Here is a 23,000-nt window from a genome sequence, read left to right as displayed (position 1 = left end):
TTACAATGCAAAATTAAACACAAAGCCTCGCAGTGACTTTACTGCGAGGCTCAAAGAATCTTTCTGAGAAGCTCAATATTAAACTTCTGTTGGTGGAATTCCGTATTGTTTTTTAAATGCCGTTGAGAAATGAGAAGGGTTTTTAAAACCAACTTCCATATAAACATCTTGTATTTTTTTGTTTTCTTCTTTAAGTTTGATATAAGCCATTTCCAAGCGTTTTTTTATCAGCCATTTTTGTGGCGTGAGGTTGCTTACTTTCTTAAAATCTCTTTTGAAAGTTGCCAAACTTCTTCCTGTAAACGAAGCGATTTGTTCCATCGAAAGTTCTTCCATATAGTTAGTGTTTAGGAATTCCAAGAGGTCAATTTTCCAAGGTTCTGCAAAGTCAAAAAGTATGGGATAAAGTTGTTCGTTGCTGTTTAGTAAAGCATAAATTCCTTCCAATAATTTTAAATGTGTAACGCCTTCCGTTGGTTTAATGTTGCTGTCAAAATAAGGCGTAAGCGATTGAAATAAACTTTCTATTGCAGGACTTGGTTCTAACTTGAAGACTGTTTTATCAGAAATTTTTACAGCTGAAGGAATTTCAGATTTATTCATTTTACTGTAAAAATCACGCAATACATTACGCTTAAACGTTAACGAAATACCTTTGTATAAATCTTCACCTTTGCTGTTTTTGTACATTCTCAAACGATGGTCTCTTCGAATAAAAGCACAATCCCCCGCCTGGAGTTTTATTTTTTTGTTTCTGTCTTCAATTATCTGTTCGCCGGAGTACAAATAAACCAAAACATGTTCAGGCGTAGCGTGAATACACTTTTCGCTATAATCAGCAAAGCAGGAAAGAAATATTCCTGAATAGCTTAATGTTTTTAATTTATCTTCTTGTTGCAAGTCCATCTTTATTGTTGTTTTACTAACGTACAAAAGTAAAACTTATATTTCTGATTTTCTTTGCTCTAAGGTTCATTTTATCTTTCTCTGAGGCTCAATCATATTGTTGAACTTTACCAAAGAAACCTAGAGCCGAATTAGAAAACAAGGAACGAAATAAACTCCATTTTAAACTTTAAATTATAGAAACCGTTGATATATGTCAACGGTTTTTTTTATCATATCTCATTGTAACGAGGCTTGCCTTTGATGCAACTTTGCCTTATCAAAATCAATTAAAAAATTATAAAAAATAAAACAATGAGTGATTTATCAAAAATGTCTAAAACAGTAGTTTTCCACGAAGCTGGAACTCCGGAAGTATTAAAAGTTGAACAAGTAGAAGTGTCTTATCCCGGGCCTCAGGAAGTAAGAATTCAGGTTAAATCAATTGGGATTAACAGAGCCGACGCTATGTACCGTCAGGGAATGTATATCGAAAATCCTGTTTTCCCAGCCCAGTTAGGCTATGAAGCAGCAGGAATTGTTGAAGCGGTAGGTACAGATGTTTCTAATTTAGCAGTGGGTGATGTTGTAAATGTTATACCAGGGTTTTCATTACATAACTATTCCTCTTACGGAGAATATATTATAATGCCAGCTTATGCGGTGCATAAATATCCAGCCAATTTATCTTATGATGAAGCAGCATCTTTGTGGACGAGTTACTCCACAATGTACGGAATGATCGTAAATTCCGGAAAATTAAAAGCAGGTGAATTTGTTGTTATCAATGCTGCATCAAGCAGCGCTGGACTTGCCGCTATTCAAATAACAAATTATGTTGGCGGAATTTCAATTGCCTTAACTACATCATTAAAGAAAAAAGAAGCATTATTAAAAGCGGGAGCATCTCACGTAATTGTAACATCAGAAGAAGACATTGCAACTGAAGTTTTAAAAATTACTAATAATGTAGGTGCTCATTTAATTTTAGATCCTGTTGTTGGTGCTAAATTTAGTAACCTTTTAAGCTCAGTTGCCGAAAACGGAAAAGTATTTGTTTATGGTGCGTTGAGCCACGAACCAGCCAGTTTTCCTGCATTTGATGTTCTTATGAAAACGCCAACCATTAGAGGTTATTCTGCGATAGAAGTTTTAGGTAATATGGATGTTTTGACAGAAGCCATAACTTTTATTGACAAAGGTGTAAGCGAAGGAAAATTGAAACCAATTATTGATAAAATTTTTAATCTGGACGAAATTGTTGCCTCTCACATCTATTTAGAGTCCAATCAGCAATTTGGTAAAATTGTAGTGAATATATAATTTCTATCACTTTTTTCCAATATTTTTTTACAGTCACTTTAATGGCTTTTAAACCGTTGATTAAATGTCAACGGTTTTTCTTCAAACCAAATTTCGCAAAACTACTTTTAGTGGTTCGTGTTTATCCGTCTTTGAAATGTTTCTCTGATCTAAATTCATTGTCTGTACAATTTACCACTTTATGACCGTAATTTCAAACTAAATTCTCTAACCCAAATTGAGCTAATTGATCCACAATTGGTAATGTCTTCAATCCTAGTTTAGTCAGTCGATATTCTACTTTGGGAGGAATTTCGGGATAAGCTTTTTTACTGACTAATTTATTTTCAACAAGCATATTTAATTCTTGTATCAGCATTTTTTCACTAATGCCCGGAACTGCCCTTTTTAGCTCACCATAGCGCATTACTTTGTCGTTGATTTGAAATAGTATCATCAGTGTCCACTTACCGCTTAACAGGTTCAAAGATGCTTTTACAGGACAATTTTCATCACAAGGCGGAATTTTTTTTAAGTTTTTTTCCATTGACAATCAATTATTCTAACCATTTGGTAAGTACCCAACCATTGGGTAAGTACTTGTACAAAAGTAAGCACTTGTTTAATTTTGTACAAGTTTTAGTCATAAAAACAATAAGAAAATGAAAATCCATCAAATACGAAATGCCACTATTATAATAGAATATGCAGGAAAGAAAATTTTGGTGGATCCAATGCTTTCCGACAAAGGAACGTTGCCAGCATTTATTCCATCAAAAACATGGAGTTTTAAACAAAATCCATTGTACGATTTACCTATTTCCAAGGAGGAAATTGTAAAAGATGTTGACTTTGTTTTTGTGAGTCACTTGCATTACGACCACTGGGACAAAGAAGCTGCAAATACTTTACTCAAAGGAATCAAAATATTTGTACAAGACGAAAGGGATAAATTAAAGATTGAAAAATCAGGATTTACCAATGTAGAAATTCTTACTGAAAACTCATCTTTTGGAGAAATTAAGCTCAGTAAAACCAAAGCCCAGCACGGTAAAGGGTATATTCTGAAAATTGCAGGTTTTGTTTGCGGGTTGGTATTAAAACATCCGACAGAAAAAACTTTGTACATAGCTGCAGATACCGTTTGGTACAAAGGAGTTCAGGAAGCCTTAGACCAACATAAACCCGACATAATAATTTTGAACGGTGGCGACAATCAATTTGCTTTTGGAGGTCAGGTAATAATGAATAAGAAAGATATTTATGAAGTTCATAAAGCCTCTCCCAATGCTGCAATTGTAGTAAGCCATATGGAAGGAGTGAACCACAATACCCTTACAAGGAAAGATTTGAAAGAATTTCTTAATGAAAAAGGAATAACTGATAAAGTGAACGTTCCTGAAGATGGGCAATCCTACACTTTTTAATTATCAACATCAAAATAAAAGAAAATGAAAATTCTAGTATTCGGAGCCACTGGCTCACAACAATTCAATGTTATAGGAGAGGCTCGAAAAAAAGGAGCAGAAATAATAGCTGCCACAAGCTCAGAAACTAGTTTTGAAAAATTAAAACAAGCGGGGGCTACACCAATTTTAGCAAATATGAGTGATGCTGCTAAGATGCAGGAGATTACTAAAAACATCGAGGCGATAGCATTAATGATACCTGTTTCTCTACCCAATCCGCTTGACGGCCTGCAATATGCCAAAAACGTGATCGATGCCGCCAAAATAAATGGTGTCAATAAAATAGTATGGAATACCAGCGGATGGTTAGCGCCGCAAAAAATAGGAATACCCGGTGAAGATGTGAAATTGGACATTAGAGATTATCTGAAAAATAGTGGTTTGAATTACGTAATCATTGAACCTACTATTTATATGGAAAATATGATGGGACCATTTTGTGTCCCTTTTGTAAAAAACGAAAAGAAATTGGCTTATCCAACACCAGAAGCAATGCCTATAGGCTGGATAGCTTCCAGAGATGTAAGCGCCTTTGTAGTGGAAGCTATTTACAACACAGAGTTAAAATCTGATACTTTCCAAATTAGTGGCCTGGAAAATCTAAGTGGAAATGATTTGGCAGAACAGTTTTCTAAAGGTGTAGGCGAAAAAATAATATATTATCCACAACCTCCAAAAGAATTTGGCGATATATTAAAACCATTTGTGGGAGAAGCAGGAGCGGCTGGCGTTACATCTTATTATGAAAGTCTTCAAAACGCAACTGAATATCCACCAAAATTCAATCCCAATATGAGTGAAATTTTAGAAAAACTTCCTGTAAAAATGACTTCGCTGGAACATTGGGCAAAGGAGAATAAGGATTTTTTTTAAACTGATAAATTAATTCAGTACAAACCTAAAACCGTTGACAAATGTCAACGGTTTTTTTTATCATATCGCATCGTTTTGAGGGTTGTTTTCGACGCAATTTTACATCATAGAAATAAACAAAAAATTAACTCTCAAAAATTAGAAAAAATGAACAAAGACAAAATTATTTATTGGACAACAACAGGAATTATCACATTTATGATGCTTTTCAGTGCATTCAGTTATCTTACCAATCCTGATATGAAAGCAGCATTCTTGCATTTGGGTTTTCCTGATTATTTCAGAATTGAACTGGCTATTCTAAAGATTTTAGGAGCTTTAGTTTTGATACTTCCAATGGTTTCAGATAAAATTAAATCATTCGCTTATTTTGGATTTGCATTAGCATTCATTTCTGCATTCATTGCACATACAGCGAGCGGAGACCCAATATCTGTAGCGGTTGCACCTATTGTTTTTGTAGTGATTCTGGGAGTTTCTTATATCTTTTATAATAAAGTTAAAGCGTAAATAAAATGAAAAAGGAAATCAGTTTTTCAACAAAGGGGAATAGAGCCGATTTAGGGCCATTGACTATCAATCGAATGTTGCCAAACCGGTATGCTAATAAAGTTGGTCCTTTTGTATTTCTGGATTATGTAGCTCCTGCTGTCAAGGAGATCATAAATAAAGACGGTATGGGCGCACATCCACATAGAGGTATTGCTACATTGACTTATATTCTTCAAGGCGAAGAAGAACACTTTGATAGTGCCGGGAATTATGCGAAAATACATTCAGGTGGCGTTCAATGGATGAAAGCAGGTACAGGAATAGTTCACGATGGAAATTTGAATTATGATTCTGAAACAGACAGCAAGATGGTTCAGGGTTTTCAATTCTGGATTAATTTACCTGCAAAAAACAAAGCCGAAAAACCAGCACATTTAGCAATTCAGGCCAATGAAGTACCCAAAAAAGCATTGCCTGACGAAAGCGGATGGATAAAAGTGATTGTTGGCAATTATGAAGATTTGAGTTCGAAAATTCCTAATTATTCCGAGCAGTTTTTGTATCATATCCAATTGGAGGCAGGGAAACAATTTTCTATCAGCCTAACAGATAAAATGGAAGTTGCTACTTTTTTAACCACACATAATGCAATTCTGAACGACACCGAATTTGGAGTTGGAGAATTTATAGAATTTGGCAGAAATGAAGGAGAAATAGAGATAAAAAACACGGCTCAAATTGCAATCGATATTCTGCTATTTGGTGGCGAAGAATATACAGAACCTGTTGTAGCAGAAGGCCCATTTGTAATGAGCAGTCAGGAAGAAATAGTTCAGGCTTATCAGGATTTTTACGCCGGAAAATATGATAAAATTAATCTGTTAAATAAAAAATGACAGCATTAAAAATTCTGAATTGGCAATAAGAAGTATTATAGGTGACTTTTGTCCCAATAAAAATGCCTCCAAATAATTACTGCATTTTGGAGGCATTTCAAATTCAAATGGATTTTCTTTTTAAAGTTAAAATGTTATAATTTTACCTTAAGGATCATATTTTCAATTTTAGAATACGAAATATCGGGATTGGCACCCGGTGCTCCTGCCACTAAAGCCCCAACTGCACAAGCAAAGTCAATAGCAGTTTGTGGAGATTTACCAGTCAGCAAAGATGTTATTAGGGCTGCTAAAAATGAGTCGCCTGCTCCTACTGTATCGGCAACTTTAATGGGATAACCACCATTTTCATAAATTTTCCCTTCCCACATTAATAATGCTCCGTGCTTACCTTTAGTTACACACATTGCGGTTACTTTGGTTCTTTCTGCAATGAAGTGCATATTGTCTTCCAAACCCGTAAATGGCGACTGCATAGCTGCGCTAATTTCTAATAATTCCTCATCATTGAATTTTATAAAATTGGCAGAATGCATTAATTGTTCCAGAATTTCATATGAATAATGAGGCTTTCTTAAATTAACATCAAAAACCTTATAGGCCTGTGTTTGCAACAACTCTTCCAAAGATTGCCTTGATACCTCATCCCTGCAAACTAAACTTCCGTAAATTAAAACATTCGCATCAGCAGCTACTTTTTTGGCAAAATCGTTCAACACAATCTTATCCCAAGCCGATGGATAATTGATTTCATAACTTGCAGAACCACGTTCATTCAGCGTCACGTTTACTAATCCGGTTGCAAAATTTTCGGTTTGCATAATAGCATTCGTTTCAAGTCCTAAACTTTTTACCTGATCGATAATCGCTTTGCCATCTTCATCATTTCCGACACAGCTAATCATGGCCACATCACAGCCTAATGTTTTCATACGCAAAGCTACATTTAGCGGTGCTCCGCCAATCTTTTTTTCATTGGCAAAAACGTCCCAAAGCACCTCTCCATAGGCCACTGCCTTAAGGTTTTTTCCGTTATTCATTCTAAAATTATTTTATATTAATGTTATTCTGGTTGCGAAATCTGAAGATTTGAAATTACGGTGTTTTGTCCTTCAGCAATTAATCCCCATTTATTCTTGTCTCTTCCGTAAATACGGTTCGTCAAAGCCGCTTTTCCGTTAATGTAAAGTACGACAACGCTTCCCTCAGTAATTATTTCAACAGCATATTTTGTATTTATTTGAAATTGAAAAGGTATTCGGGTTACTTCCTGTGACGCAGAATTATATCCGATGATTTTTCCTTTCGTTATATCAAAAACAATCTTATAATAACTTCCGGAATCATTGGTATGAAAAACAAATCCCGAAGTACCATTTGCATTTCCTAAAGTAACCTCCGCTTTTATCTTAGCTTTTTTGCCTATTGATTTAAACGTTGCCAATGCTTTATTTGTTGCACCGGATAAAGTATAATTTCCTGAAGTTATATTTACATTTTCTGAAACCGCATCAATCTCAGCAATTATGTTTTTAGAAAACAAATCTTTTACTTTTTGAGGAGCCTGGGTTCCTAAAGTTCCATCCGGATTTTGTATCAACTCGTGAATGACCATATTTCCGGCCCAATCTTTATTTCCAAGATCATTTTCTGGTGTCTTTCTGGCATTCCATCCAAAAACATATCTTTTATTTCCGTCAGAAGCTGTTTTTCCGGCATAAAAATATTCTCCGTCAATTAGATCATTTTCTGGCGCTGTCCAGGGCCCGTTAATAGATGTTGCCATTCTGTAATGTGTTCCTTTATTCCCACTCCAGTTTTCAGAAAATATCAAATACCAGTAACTTCCCATTTTAAAAATATCGGCACATTCCATCATTAAATAATTTTCCTGCGGAGTTGTGGTGTAAATTGGCGTTTGAACATCCCACTTTCCGGAAACTGGATCTGTACTTGTAAAATGCAATAAAACTGCTTTTCTACCCGGCTCAGTTTGTGTACTAACCAACATCGAATACTTTTTCAGCTCATCATTGTAAAATACATGCGGATCTCTAAAATCATAATTATAATATCCGGCAGGTGCAGTGATTTTAAACGATGGCACTTTTGTCCAATTTTTTAAATCAGTACTAGTAGCACACAACACACTTTCTCTTGCATTTGATTGCACAAAAGCAGGTGTTTCATTGTGTCCGGTGTAATAAAAGTAGTAAAGATTACCCACTTTTACAACTGATCCTGTGCCAATGGCAAAATCAGGATCAGCAGTTTTTCCGAATGGAATTGTTTGCCCTTCGTAGGTAAAATGAGCCAAATCTGTACTTATATATTCATGAATATCATGAAAACCCTTTCCGGCAGGTTTATTCTGCGCATCATGAAGAAAATAAATATGGAATTTTCCGTTATCAAAAAAAGGCATTATATCACCTGTATAACCGGCACTATAATAGGGATCATTTGTTCCCATCCATTGTGAGGGTGGCACAGGATAGATGCTTGTCATTTCAGACTCGCCTCCTGAAACAGAACCTCCAATATATGTATCGTCCTGACTACAAGAAACAAGCGAAAAGAAAATGGAAGCGATTGTTATTATATTTCTATATTTCATTTTTATTGAATTCAAAGTAAATTAATTTTTAGCCAGATAATTAATACTGTTTTGTGTCAAAAGCTTAATATTATTAATGAATTCATTAGCCTGGCTTGGAACACCGCTGCTATTGGTTTCGTTATACCAGTCGTAGGCTCCCATCGAAATTACGACCACATTTTTATTGGTTGCGCTGTTTGGAAATTCTGCAATAGTCACTCTTCCGTCAAGATTATTATCCCAGGCCTCACTGGCTAAATTGGTTCCGCCTGTTTGGTTTCTCCAGCCTTCTCCATTAACATAACCTCCCCATTCCGGTACAAACCACCATCCAGTATGGTTTAGTCTGAAAGTTCCGCCTTGCAATAAATTAGCTTTCCCTGTTTCATAAGTTGTTAACCCTTCAAAAATGGGGTGATTTTCATGCCCTTTAAATGACATTCCCCAAGAGTTTGCATCTACAAATCCGTTTGGAGGAAAATCTCCAAAAACATTATTCGGCCCTTTTCCTGAAGGAACAATTCCTAAAGCATCTACATATTGAGAAGCAAAAGATGTCAAAAGTAAATTCCCTCCGTTAGTTCTGAAATTCTTTAAGGAAGTAATGACAGCAGGTTTATAGGCAATTGCAGGTAAAGTCGCTGCCGAATCAAAATGCCACCAGATTACGTCAACATCGTTTAAGTCGGCACCGTTTTGAACGCTGTCAAAAGAAATATATTTGGCTCCGCTAAAAGTTGAAAAGAACCAATTAGCAGCGGTAACTTCATCCATATTTGTAATTTCAGCTCTTGTTGCAGCAGTCCCTAAAAAAGCAACTACCAATCCTGTTACCGGAACTCCAACTTTAGCCGTATAATTCACACTCTTTCCGTTAGATGTTACCACAAAAGTTACTGGATTGCTAAAATCAATCGTAACTCCAGAAGCAGGGGAAATAGAAACACCATTGGTTAATTCGATTACAGGTTGAAGTGTTTTCAAATTGGTACCTTCAGGTAAAGTCATTGTAATAGTTTTGCTCATATCATTGATTGTTGCAGCAACTCCATTGATTTTAAAACTCTTAATTGGGCTCAAAACTACCGTCGTTACGGTGTAATCTTTGAACAAATTACCATTTACAACTCTAAATGTTACCGGATTTGTAAAGTTGACTGGCACTGTTATATCAAGATTTGATGTTGCTCCTGCCTGTAAAACAATTTCAGGTTTTACAGCAGTAATATCTGATCCATAAGGCATTGTTACATTAATTTTTCCTGTTTTCTGATCAATTTCTCCTGCTACTCCATTTATTTTAAATGAAGTAACATTAGAAGGTGAATTGACATCAAAACCGCCACTCTCAAAGCTATTTTCGCAGGCAGTAATCATAAAAAGCAATGACAATATCACAGACACTTTGGTCCAATATTTATTTATATGTTTTTTCATACTAATGATCTTTAAAAGATTAATAACCTGGATTTTGTTTGTACAATCCCTGACTGAAATTAATTTGCTTCAACGGAATTGGGCAGTACTCTTCTTTATGTGCATCAAAAAAGGCATCCTGATAATAAGTGCGCTTCGTTTTTTCTCCAGCATAAAAGTCATTCAGTACCTGATCTGTTACTCCCCAACGAACTAAATCAAAGAAACGATTTCCTTCCATAGCCAATTCTAAACGACGTTCGAAGCGCATTGCTTTACGGGCAAAATCCTGTGTCCAGTTGCAATTAACTCCGTTAACATACGTATTGATTTTAAAGTTGTTCACATACGGAAGTCTTCCGGTACTTTGAGCAGCTCTCTCTCTAATTTGATTGATTAATGGCAAAGCTTCTGATTGTCTTCCTAATTCAATCAAAGCTTCAGCACGCATCAAGATCACATCGGCATAACGAATTTGGATTCTGTTTTTTGAATTTCCATAAAAAGGATCAATATTCACCACACAGCTGCAGCTTGGCGCCACATTTTCTTTTAATGAAGCAAAATAGCCATACGTTCCCGGAGATCTTACCCAGGCTTCAACATATAAAAATTCCGGATCATATTTATAAGGCAAGCCTGGCATGGCAACAGTATGATACAATCTTGGATCAACCGTATTAGCATCTATATTTTTATAATCAAAATCCTGGTTGTTGTAAGTGTCAAATTCAGGCAAACCATTTGTACCCGTTTTAAAAGCGTTTACTAAGTTTTGACTTGGTTTATGAAAATCGCAGCATCCTAAACCCTGAGGCGTTGAAAGGACATCTGAAAAATTTAATCTTCCGTATAGAGTTCCATCGTTATCTGAAAATTGAATTGAGAAAATCGATTCTGCTCCGTTTTCAAAAGTTCCAGGTAAAAAGTTATTAGCAAAATCTGGCTCTAAGCTTGCTTTACCTATTACTTTGTCAGTCGCTGCAATTACTTCCTGCAAATGCTGTTGATTGATTCCTGTAACTTTATACGTTTCGTCTTGCGTATAAGCCTGATACAAACGGGTTTTTGCTAAATAAGCATAAGCTGCTTTTTGAGTCGCACGGCCAACTTGCGGTTGAGTTTCCGGCAAATTATCGGCGGCAGCCTGAAAATCTTCCGCAATTTTATTCCAAAGTTCTTCGTTTGAAAGTGCCTTATTTGAAATGGTTTTATACTCTTCTACCGGAATATCTTCTGTGATGTAAGGAACATTTCGGAACATAATTTTAAGCATAAAGTAAAAATGTCCTCTTAAAAAACGCATCTCGGCTATACGAGTTTTCTTTAACGGAAAATCGGCTTCTGAAATTTGTTCTAATGCCTTTAAGGCTTTATTCGCTCTGGAAACCCCAACATAACTGATGTACCAGAAGTTATCTAATTCACCAAAATCCGGTCTGATATTATTCGAAACTTCAAAAAAGTGAAAATCCTGAATATCATTAGTTCCGCTTCCACCTTTGTAAGCATCGTCAGAACGCACATTTCCAAATGGCCACAAACTATAAGGTGAATCATAATGATCATTTCCTAACTGTGCATAAGCTGCATTCATAAATCCTTCTACCGACTGAGGCGTTACAATATCTTCTTCAGACAACACACCACGCGGATCATTTTCAAGAAAATCAGAACAGGATGCCATTACTCCCAGCACTAAAAACCCTGTTATATATAGTATTTTTTTCATGTTTTTTTGATTTAATCTTTATTATAAAGTAAAACTAAGACCAGCGGTAAAAGTCGTTGGCTGAGGATATCCAAATCCAGCATTCTCAGGATCTACACCTGTAAAGTTTTTAGCATCAATGATCAGTAAATTTTGTCCACTGATATACAATCTAAAGCTTTCGAAATTCATTCTTTTCAACAAATCTTTTGGCAGACTGTAACCAAATTGCAAAACACGCAGTTTAAGATAGTTTCCATTTTCCACATAATAAGTTGAAAATCTAGATTCTGCATTTCTATCGACTGTAGTTAAAGCCGGAATCGTAGAATTTGGATTGTCTACAGACCAGGCATTTAACAAACGTGTTCCCTTGTTAGAACCTACGTCATCAACACTCCAGAAATCAGTTTGATATTTGGTATTGTTAATCACCTCAACATCACTTGCGCCTTCCCAGAAAGTGGTGAAATCCCAATTTTTATATCCTAATCCTAAATTAAATCCATACAACAGACCCGGGTTTGGATTTCCAATCCAGGTACGGTCTTTATCCGTAATAGTTCCGTCACCGTTTAAATCTTTATAACGAATTCTTCCAAGACCTTTTCCTTCCTGATTGGCCGAGTTATCAACTTCGTCCTGACTTTTAAATAATCCGTCAGTAACATAACCGTACATAGAGTTAATCGGGCGACCTAAAATATTATCATTTAATCCGTCTCCTCCATAATTATTTTTCACTTCATCCGGCAATTCTGTAATCTTGTTTTTGTTTGCAGAAATATTAGCCGAAATGTCATATTTTAATCCGAATGCCGTTTCATCATGGTATCCTAAAGAAACTTCCCATCCTTCATTTTCCATCGAAGCACCGTTTACCCAACGATTTCCACCTTCGCCAATTACTCCTAAATAAGGCGGTAAAACCAGGATATCTTCCGTTTTCTTGATATAATAATCAACAGAACCACTTAATTTTTGTTTGAATAATCCGAAATCTAAACCAATGTTGGTTTGCGTAGTCGTTTCCCATTTTAAATCATCATTTCCAGATTGTGTTGCAATAAACCCGGAAGGAAGTAATCCGTTTCCGTTTCCTGCAATGTCATAAGCTGTTCCGTAAGACGTGGCCCAGGTTGGGCTTCCACCTGCATAACTGGCCAAATACAAACTGTAAACGGCAGTATTACTAATTTCCTGATTTCCGGTTTGTCCCCATCCTACACGTAATTTTAAATCTGAAATAGCAGGTGCATTATTTTTTATGAAACTTTCATTACTGATTCTCCACCCTGCTGAAACTGCCGGAAAAGTTCCGAATTGATTGTTTTTACCAAAACGAGAAGAACCGTCACGACGAATGGTAGCCGAAAGCAAATAACGGTTATCAAACTCATAATCTGCCTTTCCAAAATAAGAAAGCAATGAATATACGGTTGAAGTTCCGCTTGTAAACGATTCTCCTGTTCCTGCATCAGGATACATATAATCTGGTGTTTCGATCAAAAAATCATTTTTACGTAAAGTTGTCGTGTCAAAAACATCTTTATACATCTCGGTTCCTGCCATTAAATTCAAATTACTTTTTCCAAAATTCAGGCTATAAATTGCCGTATTGGTCCAGGTCCATTTATCGCTCACCGATTGGTCAATTGTAACTGATGTCTGATCATTTTGCAAATACCCAGATTGGTAACTTCTTTGCAAAGTGCGTTTTTTATAAGACCCGTAATCAATACCAAAACTACTCTTGATATGAAGATTTTTGATAATCTCTAAATCGGCATACATATTTCCAAAAAGACGTAAATAATCGTATTTATTGTCTTTATTATATTCTAAAAGACGAACCGGGTTTTGTCTGTCATTCATTCCTCCTACAGGCCCGCCCCAGCCTTTTCCGTCAACAGTTCGTACCGGAATAATTGGCAAAGCACGAAGTGCAGGATCTAAAACTCCCGGATCTGTAACTTCGTTGGTACGATTCAAACTAAAATTTTCTCCGATAACCAATTTACCATCAAAATATTTATAAGAACCATTCATTCTGGCCGAGATTCTTTCAAAATCGGTTGTTTTTACAACACCTTCACTTCCATAATAACCTAATGAAAAAACATAGCTTCCTTTGTCTGATGCGTTTGAAACTGATAAATCATAAGAATTTGCTATTCCGGTTTGCGAAATGGCATCGTACCAGTCTGTATTAGAAGCTTTCAGAGTTTGAGCAGCATCTAAATATTCCGGAACCAAAACTTTATTTAGCTCTGGTTTATTATTGTTAACCGACCAATCAAATTGATAACGCAGGTTATTATTATTTGGATTTAATCCGTCGTTGATATTTGCCTGCCATAAAGCTTCACCAAATTGATTGGCATTCAGTACTTCCTGTTTTCTGGAATAATCAGAAATTGAGGTATAAGTACTAAAATTGATTCTCATTTTACCCTCTTTCCCTTTTTTGGTTGTAATGATAATTACTCCATTTGAAGCGCGAGAACCATAAATACTTGCTGAGGAAGCATCTTTTAAAACCTGAATAGATTCAATATCATTTGAATTTAATTCGTGCATTCCTGATTTGGTTGGCATTCCGTCAATTACATAAAGAGGATCTGTGTTGTTTAAAGTTCCAACTCCACGAATTACCACTTTTGTATTTCCTCCACTCGGAGATCCGTCAGACGAAACTTTCACCCCCGCTACTCTTCCCTGTAACGCTTTAATTGGGTTTGGCTCAGGCTGTTTCATGACTTCCTTCATGTTTACAACAGCAACTGCTCCGGTAATATCTGTTTTCTTTTGTTTGGAGTATCCTGTTACAACAACTTCATTTAATTGATTGTTGTCTACTTTTAAAATTATATTGAGTGTTTTTTGTCCTTTAACGGGAATCGACTGTGGCGCGTAACCGATAAAAGAAACAACAATTACTGCATCTGAATTTATATTTCCGAAAGAAAAATTTCCATCAAAATCTGTTACTGTACTGGTATTCGTTCCGGAAATAATTATGGTTGCTCCCGGAAGTGGCATTCCGTCATCTGACGAGATTACCGTTCCTTTAATTCCGCTTTCCTGTGCTGTCATAATCAGCATTGGAAAGAAGAAAAATAGAAAATAAATAATTTTACTTTTCATGAGGTTAGTGGTTTTTAGTTAGTTTATTTTTAATTGGTTAAGTACGAGGTTGCTCAATTCAATTCCTTCGTTTGAAGAAACCGACATACATGTAAATGGCTGTTTTGTGAAAAAGATTTCGGTGATTACTTTTTCGCCATTGTTGTAAAATATTTCAATAGAGGTTTTGTCTAAAATGATTTTAAAAACACCCTCTTTTTGATTACCGTCTAAAGCTGCTTTAGTAATTGTTGAAGCAAATTTTTCTGAGAAATCGTTTTTTCCTGCCTTCGAACGATCCAGAAATAAATAATGATCTGAATTATTGATCCCGAAAGCCAAAGATTCTCCGGCTGCGTTTGAAAGTGTAAAAATGTAGGTATCCTCTTTTAAGTTTTTTAAATTAAAATTGACAATCGCCTGAGTTAAATCAATTTTTCCTGCTTCAGGAATCGAAAGCTTCCCTTTTCCTTTTAGATTTTTCCCTTTGATCGTTTTAGAAACATATTTATTGATTTCTTTTACCGGATTGCTAACCAAACTATAGTCATTTCCTTTTTTGATTAACTGAATTTCACGGGCAATTGTCGTACTGCTTCTCCATGCATTAGTAGGAACTTGCTGTGCATAATCCCAATTAGACATCCATCCAATAAATAATCGTCGTCCGTCAGCACTTGGAACATTATTCCAGGTTACTCCTGCATAATTATCTTTTCCGTAATCAATCCAAACGGCTTTTTCCTGTTCTACTCTTTTGGCAAAATTTTGATCTAGTGTAAAAGTCGTTCCATCAAAATCTCCAATAAAATATTGTGTACCAGAACCGCCATTTGCTCCACCCGGATTTAAACTCTGAATTAAAACCCATTTGTTTTCCTTGCTGTCTTTTACTTTTATCTGAAAGAAATCCGGACATTCCCAAACACCTCCGTGAGCTCCGATATTCTTTCCGAAATCAGACAAGTATTCCCAGCTTTTGAGGTCTTTCGATTTATAAAACTGAGCTCTGTCCTGAGCTGCCAAAACTAATATCCATTGTTTGTGGGTCTCATCCCAGGTCATTTTTGGGTCACGGAAATCACGAATTCCAGGGTTTTTTATGACAGGATTTCCTTCCTTAAATTTCTGCCATGTAAAACCGTTATCATTCGAATAGGCAATATCCTGCTGCTCAACATCAATTTTGTTTTCTTTTTCCTTTGTCATATCATGCAAAGTATAAATCGCAACAATTGGAGCTGTTTTTCCGGTACCTAAGCCAGAAGTATTGTTTGTATCTACAACCGAACTTCCCGAAAAAATATATTTGTCATTGTCCGGGTAAATAGCAATGGGCTGTTCTTCCCATTTAATTAAATCTTTGCTGACTGCATGTCCCCAATGCATTGGCCCCCATTTATTTCCGTCAGGATAATGTTGATAAGACAAATGATATAGTCCGTTGGCATAAAACATTCCGTTAGGATCATTCATCCAGCCTTTTTTTGGTGTAAAATGAAAATTAGGACGGTACATTTGCTCTTCAGTAGAAGTTGAAACCGTAGCTACTGTTGTTTGTGCAACAGCTGAATAGGGTTTACAGCCTCCTATCGATAGTAGTATAGCACTATAAAATGCCAGCGGTAGATGTTTCTTTGATTTCATTTTTTTTGATATTTTTTTTGGTTAGATTTTCGCTTAATACTTCTAAGGATATTCCTTTAGTTTCCGGCATTATAAAAATTACAAACAGTAATTGCAGCACCATCATTAATGTAAAAATTAAGAATACGACTTCCGGGCCAATTTCTGAAAATAACATTGGAATTAAAGAGGGAATAATCGCGGCTAAAACCCAGTGTACTGAACTTCCAAAAGCCTGTCCCGATGCACGAATGTGATTTGGGAAAATTTCTGAAATAAAAACCCAGATAACAGCTCCCTGACCAATGGCGTGAGAAGCGATAAATAAGAAAAGGAAAATGGGTACTGATAATCCTCCCCAATTGAAATAAAATGCAGCCGAGACCAAACCTAAAGAAATAATATATCCAATAGAACCAATGTACATTAACAACTTTCTTCCTAATTTGTCAATTAATGCTACTCCGATTAAAGTAAATATAAGATTCGTAATCCCGATTCCGATACTGCTTAATAAAGCTGTATTTTGTCCTAAACCTGCTTCTTCAAAAATTCTTGGCGCGTAATATAAAAAGGCATTGATTCCTGAAAACTGATTAAAAAACGCAATTAAAAAGGCCAGCATTAACGGAAAACGGTATTTTTTCATGAAGATATTTTCATGTTTGGTCACACCATTTTCTCTTGAATCATCCATAATATCTTCAAGATTTGTAGTCGGATCAATTTTATATAATACTTTGCGGGCTTCCTCATCGCGGTTTTTAGATAATAACCATCTTGGGCTTTCTGGTATTGTAAGGATAAAAAGGACGTAAATAAAAGATGGAATTGCCTGTACTCCTACCATCCAACGCCAGGCATTTTCGCCAATATCTTTTAAAAAGTAATTGGATATAAAGGCAATTAAAATTCCCAATACAATATTAAACTGATACAAAGCGACTAATCGTCCGCGTTTGTCAGCCGGAGCAATTTCAGAAACATAAGCCGGAGCAGCAATGGTTGAAGCACCAACACCTAAACCTCCAATAAATCTGAAAGCAGCAAATACAAATGGATCATTTGCAAAAGCAGCACCTACAGCTGAAATGAAATATAAAATCCCGATCCAGAATAGTGTTTTTTTACGACCTATCTTATTGGTTGGGATTCCTCCAAAAATAGCACCTACAACAGTTCCCCAAAGTGCCATTGCCATAACAACAGAACCATGAAAAGCATCAGATGAATGCCAAAGAAGCTGTAGTTGTTTATCAGCTCCAGAAATAACTACGGTATCAAAACCGAATAGAAAACCTGCCAGTGCAGCAGTAACAGACCAAATCAATATCTTATTCATTGTAGATGTATTAAAAACTTGTTGCTAAGATATCCGCAAAAAAAACAACTTATTTTTAATGATGTTACAATTTAATTCTATAATTATTGATAGTTTGGCATATAAACTATAAAACCTTTGTTTATAAGGCTTTACATGATTTAAAATTTATTTACGAAAACCGTGTAGTTTCGATTTTGTTACATTGCGTTTAAAATTGATACACGAATTGTATCAATTTTAAACGAATATCAATTGGAAGATTTGTATTCCTTTGGTGAAATTCCAAATTTATTCTTAAAAGCTGTAGAAAAATAGTTTGGAGAAGAGAATCCAAGTGAGTACGCAATTTCAGAAATATTCATATTATTTGACTTTAAAAGCTCTGCTGCTTTCTCCAATTTTACATTATTAATATGATCGCTGATATTAATTCCGATAATAGCTTTTACCTTTCTATACAATTGAACTCTGGAGACACCAAGTTTATCAGCTAAATCTTCTACAGAGAACTTAGGATTATCGACATTCATCTTAATAATATCATTCATTTTAGTAATAAAAGATTGCTCCTGATTGCCAAATTTAGATTCAGGTTCAATACGATAAATATTATTGGTATAATAATAACGTAGTTTTTCTCTGTTGAAAAGCAAACCAGAAATAGATTGTTTTAAAATAGAGAGACTAAAAGGTTTTGTAAGATATTGATCAACACCGCTTTGCAATCCTTTTAAAACAGATTCTTTGTTACTTTGCGCCGTTAAAATAATAATGGGAATATGCGAAGATCTTAAATCCTTTTTCAATTCTTTACTAATTTCATAACCGTCTTTGTCTACCAAATTAATGTCGCAAATGATGATATCCGGGACAAGTTCCATTGCTTTTTCTATAGCATCACTTCCGTCTGAAGTATGAACCACATATTCGTTTGATAATTTAGCTTTTAAAAATGTAACCAAATCGATATTGTCTTCTATAATCAAAAGTGTATGTTTCTCTGATTCAGAAATTATATTTACTTCATTTAAATCAGCTTCAATATCTAAATTATCTGATATTAAATTTGGAGTTATATTTAGATTTTCGGCTTTATTAATCATTTCAGAAGGCTGTAAATGACTATTCCCTTTTAATAGCGTAATTACAAACTCGCTTCCCTGCTTTGATTTAAGTTCAATTGTTCCCTGATGTAAAAGCACAAATTCTTTTGACAGGTGAAGTCCGATTCCTGAGCTGTTTTTATTATTATTTGAAGCTCTGAAAAACGGATTAAAAACATTAGACAATTCATTTTCAGGTATCCCGATTCCGGAATCTTTAAAACTAATTTTAACCGTATTGTCCTGATTTTCGACAATCGAAATGTTTATTTTTCCGTTATCGGGTGTAAATTTAAAGGCGTTAGAAAGCAAATTAAAATACACTTTATCCATCAGACCCCTATCAATAAATAATTCCAGATTTTTGTTTTTGCAAGTAAGCTGAAAATCAATATTTCTTCGGGCAGCTTCGCCTTTAAAATTGGTCATTACTTCGTTTGTAAAATCATATATCTTGGTATTTGAAGCTCTTAACGTAAACTTTTGCTCTTCGATTTTTCTAAAATCTAACAACTGATTAATTAAACGCAACAATCTATTCGAATTTTTATGAATCAGTTTTACCTCGTCAATAAGCGCGGTTCCTTTAATTTTTTCATTTTCAATTAACGACTCCACATAACTCATAATCAAAGTTATCGGCGTTTTAAATTCATGCGAAAGTCCGGTAAAGAAATTCAATTTGGCTTCATTACTTCTTTCAGCTATTTTTGCCATTTCCTGAATTTCATTATTCTGATCGATTACCGTTTGATTAATTCTTTCGAGCTGTTTTTTCTTTCTTGAAATAGAAATAGTCGAATAAATACTGTAAATCGTCAAACTCAAAATAATCACTAAGAAAAAACTCAGTAATCGAACCAGATTGTTCTGTGAAGCGTATTCTCTTTCCTGTACATTTATTGCTCCTTGTTGTGACTCGATAACGGCTTGCTGCTGATCAACTTTATCCATTTGATTCTCAATAATTTCAGCATTATTCTTGTCGATAACAATTGTATTTAGAATATTATTTTTAGAAATCGGTTCCTTGTTATACATTTTTAAAGCCAATTTCAAGGCTTCGTTTCCTCCTGTAGGATACAAAATAGTTCCGTCTAAAACACCACTTTTCACCAATTCTATTCCACCATTAACCGTATTGAGTCCATCAACACCAATAAATTTAATTTTCTTCTCTAGTCCAACAGTTTTAGCTGTTTCCCACGCACTTAATGCCATACGGTCGTTATGGGCAAAAATATATTCGACGTTCGGATTTTGTAAAAGAATTGTTTTTAAAGGTGCTTTAACCGATTCTCCCTCCCAATCACCCTGGATAGTGTTTTCTATTTTGAAACGCTTGTTTTCATTAATTATCTGCTCAAATCCCAGACTGCGCTCATACGCGGGTGATGAGCCTTTTGCTCCTGTAATTTCTATAATTTTACCAGAACCTTTACTGTGCGAAATAATATATCGGGCGGCAATTCTGCCAATTTCAATATTATCAGCTCCCAGATAGGCGGTGTAATTTTCGCCGTCAATTTTCCGATCTACTACAAGAACCGGGATTCCGGCTTTTATCGATTTTTCGACAACTGCTGTTAAAGGTTTAGATTGAATTGGAGATACAATAATGACATCTACCTTATTAGAGATGAGTCTTTCAATATCTTCAATTTGTTTCTCGATATTGTTATTAGCATCTTTAATGGTCAGATCAACTTCAGGTCGTAATGAAGCTTCAATTTTTATCGAACTGTTCATTTGCTTGCGCCAATCATCAGTAGCCATAGCTTGAGAAAACCCGACTTTTATTTTATCTCCTTGTTTTTGTTTACAGGAAACTAAACTTAATGATACTATAATAAGCATCAAAATATATTTTACAAATTGATACATGAACTAAGAATTAATGTAAATAAAAAGAATTTTACAATATCTTCCGAAACAGATAACTTGTCAAAATAATTAGGAAGGATTATTTGTCAATGACAAGCGGGAAGGCAATATATAATAAGGTAAAATTAAACTTTTATTTCGTGTATGCAAATCAGTAAATAAAAAATTCAAATCGTATGTTCTTATTTAGTACTTACTGTTATAGTCTGATCTATTTCCTCAACATTCTGATATACTAATGAATAAATGGATCCCATACCGACATTATTGATCAAGACTGTACTATTTAAGCCTTCCACCGATTCAATATTTACAGCAGTTTTTTACCAAATTCATGTGTCAGATACTGTTTAGCCAGAAACGAAGGATATTTGGTACGTTTGGATAAAAAGGATTAAATCTTTTTCTTTTTTTCTTTCCTACTTTCCGGCTCCAATTTTTTAAGGTCGCACATTTTGGTGTTTTCATAAAACACATTCCACTCACAAACAGATTTTAAGATCGGCAATAAAGCCAATCCTTTTTCTGTAAGCGAATATTCAACGCGGGGCGGCAGTTCTATAAACTCTTCCCTAAGCAAAATTCCGTCTTCTTCCAGTTCATTTAATTGCTGTGTCAGCACTTTCCTTGTAATTAACGGAATAATCGCATCCAACTGTCCAAACCTAATTTTTCTGGTATGGATAGTGTGAATAATAATGGGTTTCCATTTGCTGCCTAAAGATACCATAGCCCTGGTCATAGGACATTCTGCGGCGAAAAATCTTTGATCTCTCATAACACTTTTAATTTTTTAGTTACTTCAAAGTAACTAGTTTGACGTATTCGCTGTTTCACAAAGATACTATCAATAGTATCTTTGTGAAACAAAAGTAATAAAATAGTTTTAACAATTAAAATGTATAAAATGAAAATAGGAATTATCGGTGCCGGAGCTATCGGCACAACACTCGCAAACCACTTAACTGAAGCAGGTTACCAAGTAATTATCAGCAACAGCCGTGGTGCCGATACACTTACAGAAAAAATAAAACAAATCGGTGGCAATATTACCGCAGGTTCGGTGCAGGAAGCAGCCCAAGGCGATGTAGTATTTCTTGCAGTGCGATGGGAACACGCTCAGGAGGCATTATCTAACATTTTATTAGAAGGCAAAATCCTCATAGATGTTACAAATGCTAGTTTACCAGAATTTGTATTGGCAGAACCGGGCTCGAAAACATCCAGCGAAGTAGTAAGCCAATGGGCAAAAGGTGCAAAAGTGGTTAAAGCTTTTAATACTTTATATGCAAATGTGTTGGCAGAAAATCCACAAGTTGCTAATGGAAACAGGGTTATTTTTTATTCAGGAAATTATGACGATGCAAAAGATGTTGTATCAGGCATAATTAATCGAATCGGATTTGCTGGTATTGATTTAGGCACACTGCACGAAGGCGGAAAATTGCAGCGATTCCCTGGTGGATCATTACCAACATTAAATCTTATCAAATTAAAAAAATAATTTAAAACTAAAATAATGAGTAAATTAAAAAACAAAGTAACCGTAATTACAGGCGGCAATAGCGGTATCGGGTTTGGTATTGCTGAAGCATTTAAAAACGAAGGTGCCGTAGGGGTTATTGTCGGCAGAAATCAGGAAACTTTAGATAGTTCTGTGGCCCAACTTGGAGATAATTTTATAGCCATAAATGCCGATGTAACCAATCTTGCCGACCTGGAAAGAGTGTTTGCAACAACAGCTGAAAAATTTGGTAAAATAGATGTGATTGTAGCCAACGCAGGCGGTGCAGTTACAGGAGCAGCATTTGGTTCTGTGGCAGATATTGGCGAAGCCGACTATGACAAAACTATGGACTTAAACCTGAAAAGTGTTTACTTCACTGTACATAAAGGACTTCCTTATATGAACGATGGTGGTTCTATTATTCTTATCGGATCAAATGCAGCACATCGGGCATATACATCATTTTCACTTTATGGTGCTACCAAGGCGGCTGTTATTCATTTTGCAAAAGGATTTTCAAACGATCTTTTAAGTAGAAGAATTAGAGCAAATGTAATATCACCAGGCACAACCGATACACCCGTATTTGACAAGTTTGTTCCTGCCGAACAACTTGAAGCTGTAAAAAAATACTGGGCAGATGTTATGCCGATAGGCAGAATTGGGCAACCCTCTGACATTGGCAAAACTGCGGTATTCCTTGCTTCTGATGATTCCTCGTTTATACTTGGTGCTGAACTCCTTGTTGATGGCGGTATGACCTATTTGTCTAAATAATTAAAATAAT

The 23,000-nt window shown here is 35.4% G+C and carries 18 protein-coding genes; 7 read left to right on the top strand and 11 right to left on the bottom strand.

Annotated features, from left to right (window positions below; genetic code table 11):
• Positions 1-78 precede the first annotated feature (78 nt).
• Positions 79-906, bottom strand: coding sequence for an AraC family transcriptional regulator (locus ASC72_RS18420; RefSeq protein ID WP_056194194.1), 828 nt, complete (start codon positions 904-906; stop codon positions 79-81).
• A gap of 294 nt (positions 907-1,200) precedes the next feature.
• On the opposite strand from ASC72_RS18420, the gene ASC72_RS18415 reads away from it, so the two are divergent.
• Positions 1,201-2,208: a zinc-dependent alcohol dehydrogenase family protein gene (locus tag ASC72_RS18415; protein ID WP_082564360.1), complete on the top strand. Its 1,008-nt coding sequence runs from the start codon at positions 1,201-1,203 to the stop codon at positions 2,206-2,208.
• A 193-nt stretch (positions 2,209-2,401) separates the two neighbouring features.
• On the opposite strand, the gene ASC72_RS18410 is transcribed toward ASC72_RS18415, so the two are convergent.
• Positions 2,402-2,734, bottom strand: coding sequence for a helix-turn-helix domain-containing protein (locus ASC72_RS18410; RefSeq protein WP_056194193.1), 333 nt, complete (start codon positions 2,732-2,734; stop codon positions 2,402-2,404).
• A gap of 115 nt (positions 2,735-2,849) precedes the next feature.
• On the opposite strand from ASC72_RS18410, the gene ASC72_RS18405 reads away from it, so the two are divergent.
• From ASC72_RS18405 to ASC72_RS18390, 4 genes are all read left to right on the top strand, one after another.
• A complete protein-coding gene (locus tag ASC72_RS18405) occupies positions 2,850-3,614 on the top strand; it encodes an MBL fold metallo-hydrolase (RefSeq protein WP_056194190.1) in 765 nt (254 codons plus the stop codon).
• Between the two features lie 24 nt (positions 3,615-3,638).
• Positions 3,639-4,529 carry an SDR family oxidoreductase gene (locus ASC72_RS18400; RefSeq protein ID WP_056194187.1) on the top strand — a complete coding sequence of 297 codons (891 nt, stop codon included), beginning with the start codon at positions 3,639-3,641 and terminating at the stop codon, positions 4,527-4,529.
• 147 nt (positions 4,530-4,676) lie between these two features.
• The gene (locus tag ASC72_RS18395) at positions 4,677-5,039 is read left to right on the top strand and encodes a DoxX family protein (protein WP_056194545.1); all 363 of its coding nucleotides are present in this window, start codon (positions 4,677-4,679) and stop codon (positions 5,037-5,039) included.
• Between the two features lie 5 nt (positions 5,040-5,044).
• Positions 5,045-5,917, top strand: a complete 873-nt coding sequence (locus tag ASC72_RS18390; RefSeq protein WP_056194186.1) for a pirin family protein — start codon at positions 5,045-5,047, stop codon at positions 5,915-5,917.
• A 134-nt stretch (positions 5,918-6,051) separates the two neighbouring features.
• Here the strand turns inward: ASC72_RS18390 and ASC72_RS18385 are convergent, their stop codons facing one another.
• From ASC72_RS18385 to ASC72_RS18345, 9 genes are all read right to left on the bottom strand, one after another.
• The gene (locus tag ASC72_RS18385; protein ID WP_056194182.1) at positions 6,052-6,957 is read right to left on the bottom strand and encodes a carbohydrate kinase family protein; all 906 of its coding nucleotides are present in this window, start codon (positions 6,955-6,957) and stop codon (positions 6,052-6,054) included.
• 23 nt (positions 6,958-6,980) lie between these two features.
• On the bottom strand, positions 6,981-8,534 hold the full coding sequence (locus ASC72_RS18380) for a glycoside hydrolase family 32 protein (protein WP_056194179.1): 1,554 nt from the start codon (positions 8,532-8,534) through the stop codon (positions 6,981-6,983).
• Between the two features lie 21 nt (positions 8,535-8,555).
• The gene (locus ASC72_RS18375) at positions 8,556-9,953 is read right to left on the bottom strand and encodes a DUF4960 domain-containing protein (RefSeq protein WP_082564359.1); all 1,398 of its coding nucleotides are present in this window, start codon (positions 9,951-9,953) and stop codon (positions 8,556-8,558) included.
• Between the two features lie 19 nt (positions 9,954-9,972).
• Entirely contained in the window at positions 9,973-11,664 is a 1,692-nt protein-coding gene (locus ASC72_RS18370; RefSeq protein WP_056194175.1) for a RagB/SusD family nutrient uptake outer membrane protein, read from the bottom strand.
• Between the two features lie 21 nt (positions 11,665-11,685).
• The gene (locus ASC72_RS18365; RefSeq protein ID WP_056194173.1) at positions 11,686-14,790 is read right to left on the bottom strand and encodes a TonB-dependent receptor; all 3,105 of its coding nucleotides are present in this window, start codon (positions 14,788-14,790) and stop codon (positions 11,686-11,688) included.
• Positions 14,791-14,808: 18 nt separating this feature from the next.
• On the bottom strand, positions 14,809-16,416 hold the full coding sequence (locus ASC72_RS18360; RefSeq protein WP_056194171.1) for a glycoside hydrolase family 32 protein: 1,608 nt from the start codon (positions 16,414-16,416) through the stop codon (positions 14,809-14,811).
• Entirely contained in the window at positions 16,379-17,737 is a 1,359-nt protein-coding gene (locus ASC72_RS18355; protein ID WP_056194168.1) for a sugar porter family MFS transporter, read from the bottom strand. The genes ASC72_RS18360 and ASC72_RS18355 overlap by 38 nt, the downstream gene beginning before the upstream one ends.
• Positions 17,738-17,967: 230 nt before the next feature.
• Positions 17,968-20,679 carry a substrate-binding domain-containing protein gene (locus ASC72_RS18350; RefSeq protein ID WP_241775753.1) on the bottom strand — a complete coding sequence of 904 codons (2,712 nt, stop codon included), beginning with the start codon at positions 20,677-20,679 and terminating at the stop codon, positions 17,968-17,970.
• A 421-nt stretch (positions 20,680-21,100) separates the two neighbouring features.
• A complete protein-coding gene (locus ASC72_RS18345) occupies positions 21,101-21,484 on the bottom strand; it encodes a helix-turn-helix domain-containing protein (RefSeq protein ID WP_056194161.1) in 384 nt (127 codons plus the stop codon).
• A gap of 120 nt (positions 21,485-21,604) precedes the next feature.
• Here ASC72_RS18345 and ASC72_RS18340 point away from each other — a divergent pair, with 120 nt between their 5' ends.
• Entirely contained in the window at positions 21,605-22,210 is a 606-nt protein-coding gene (locus ASC72_RS18340) for an NADPH-dependent F420 reductase (RefSeq protein ID WP_117595815.1), read from the top strand.
• A gap of 15 nt (positions 22,211-22,225) precedes the next feature.
• On the top strand, positions 22,226-22,990 hold the full coding sequence (locus tag ASC72_RS18335) for an SDR family NAD(P)-dependent oxidoreductase (RefSeq protein WP_056194158.1): 765 nt from the start codon (positions 22,226-22,228) through the stop codon (positions 22,988-22,990).
• The last annotated feature ends 10 nt before the right edge of the window (positions 22,991-23,000 follow it).

It is taken from the genome of Flavobacterium sp. Root420 (genome assembly GCF_001427905.1).
In the GTDB taxonomy this organism is placed as follows: domain Bacteria; phylum Bacteroidota; class Bacteroidia; order Flavobacteriales; family Flavobacteriaceae; genus Flavobacterium.
The sequence above is the reverse complement of the archived record's forward strand: the minus strand, read 5'-3'. Positions and strand labels throughout refer to the sequence as shown.

Excerpts from the sequence above, each read along its gene's own strand:
- ASC72_RS18420 (WP_056194194.1), bottom strand. The coding sequence starts at position 906 with ATGGACTTGCAACAAGAAGATAAATTAAAAACATTAAGCTATTCAGGA.
- ASC72_RS18415 (WP_082564360.1), top strand. The coding sequence starts at position 1,201 with ATGAGTGATTTATCAAAAATGTCTAAAACAGTAGTTTTCCACGAAGCT.
- ASC72_RS18410 (WP_056194193.1), bottom strand. The coding sequence starts at position 2,734 with ATGGAAAAAAACTTAAAAAAAATTCCGCCTTGTGATGAAAATTGTCCT.
- ASC72_RS18405 (WP_056194190.1), top strand. The coding sequence starts at position 2,850 with ATGAAAATCCATCAAATACGAAATGCCACTATTATAATAGAATATGCA.
- ASC72_RS18400 (WP_056194187.1), top strand. The coding sequence starts at position 3,639 with ATGAAAATTCTAGTATTCGGAGCCACTGGCTCACAACAATTCAATGTT.
- ASC72_RS18395 (WP_056194545.1), top strand. The coding sequence starts at position 4,677 with ATGAACAAAGACAAAATTATTTATTGGACAACAACAGGAATTATCACA.
- ASC72_RS18390 (WP_056194186.1), top strand. The coding sequence starts at position 5,045 with ATGAAAAAGGAAATCAGTTTTTCAACAAAGGGGAATAGAGCCGATTTA.
- ASC72_RS18385 (WP_056194182.1), bottom strand. The coding sequence starts at position 6,957 with ATGAATAACGGAAAAAACCTTAAGGCAGTGGCCTATGGAGAGGTGCTT.
- ASC72_RS18380 (WP_056194179.1), bottom strand. The coding sequence starts at position 8,534 with ATGAAATATAGAAATATAATAACAATCGCTTCCATTTTCTTTTCGCTT.
- ASC72_RS18375 (WP_082564359.1), bottom strand. The coding sequence starts at position 9,953 with ATGAAAAAACATATAAATAAATATTGGACCAAAGTGTCTGTGATATTG.
- ASC72_RS18370 (WP_056194175.1), bottom strand. The coding sequence starts at position 11,664 with ATGAAAAAAATACTATATATAACAGGGTTTTTAGTGCTGGGAGTAATG.
- ASC72_RS18365 (WP_056194173.1), bottom strand. The coding sequence starts at position 14,790 with ATGAAAAGTAAAATTATTTATTTTCTATTTTTCTTCTTTCCAATGCTG.
- ASC72_RS18360 (WP_056194171.1), bottom strand. The coding sequence starts at position 16,416 with ATGAAATCAAAGAAACATCTACCGCTGGCATTTTATAGTGCTATACTA.
- ASC72_RS18355 (WP_056194168.1), bottom strand. The coding sequence starts at position 17,737 with ATGAATAAGATATTGATTTGGTCTGTTACTGCTGCACTGGCAGGTTTT.
- ASC72_RS18350 (WP_241775753.1), bottom strand. The coding sequence starts at position 20,679 with ATGCTTATTATAGTATCATTAAGTTTAGTTTCCTGTAAACAAAAACAA.
- ASC72_RS18345 (WP_056194161.1), bottom strand. The coding sequence starts at position 21,484 with ATGAGAGATCAAAGATTTTTCGCCGCAGAATGTCCTATGACCAGGGCT.
- ASC72_RS18340 (WP_117595815.1), top strand. The coding sequence starts at position 21,605 with ATGTATAAAATGAAAATAGGAATTATCGGTGCCGGAGCTATCGGCACA.
- ASC72_RS18335 (WP_056194158.1), top strand. The coding sequence starts at position 22,226 with ATGAGTAAATTAAAAAACAAAGTAACCGTAATTACAGGCGGCAATAGC.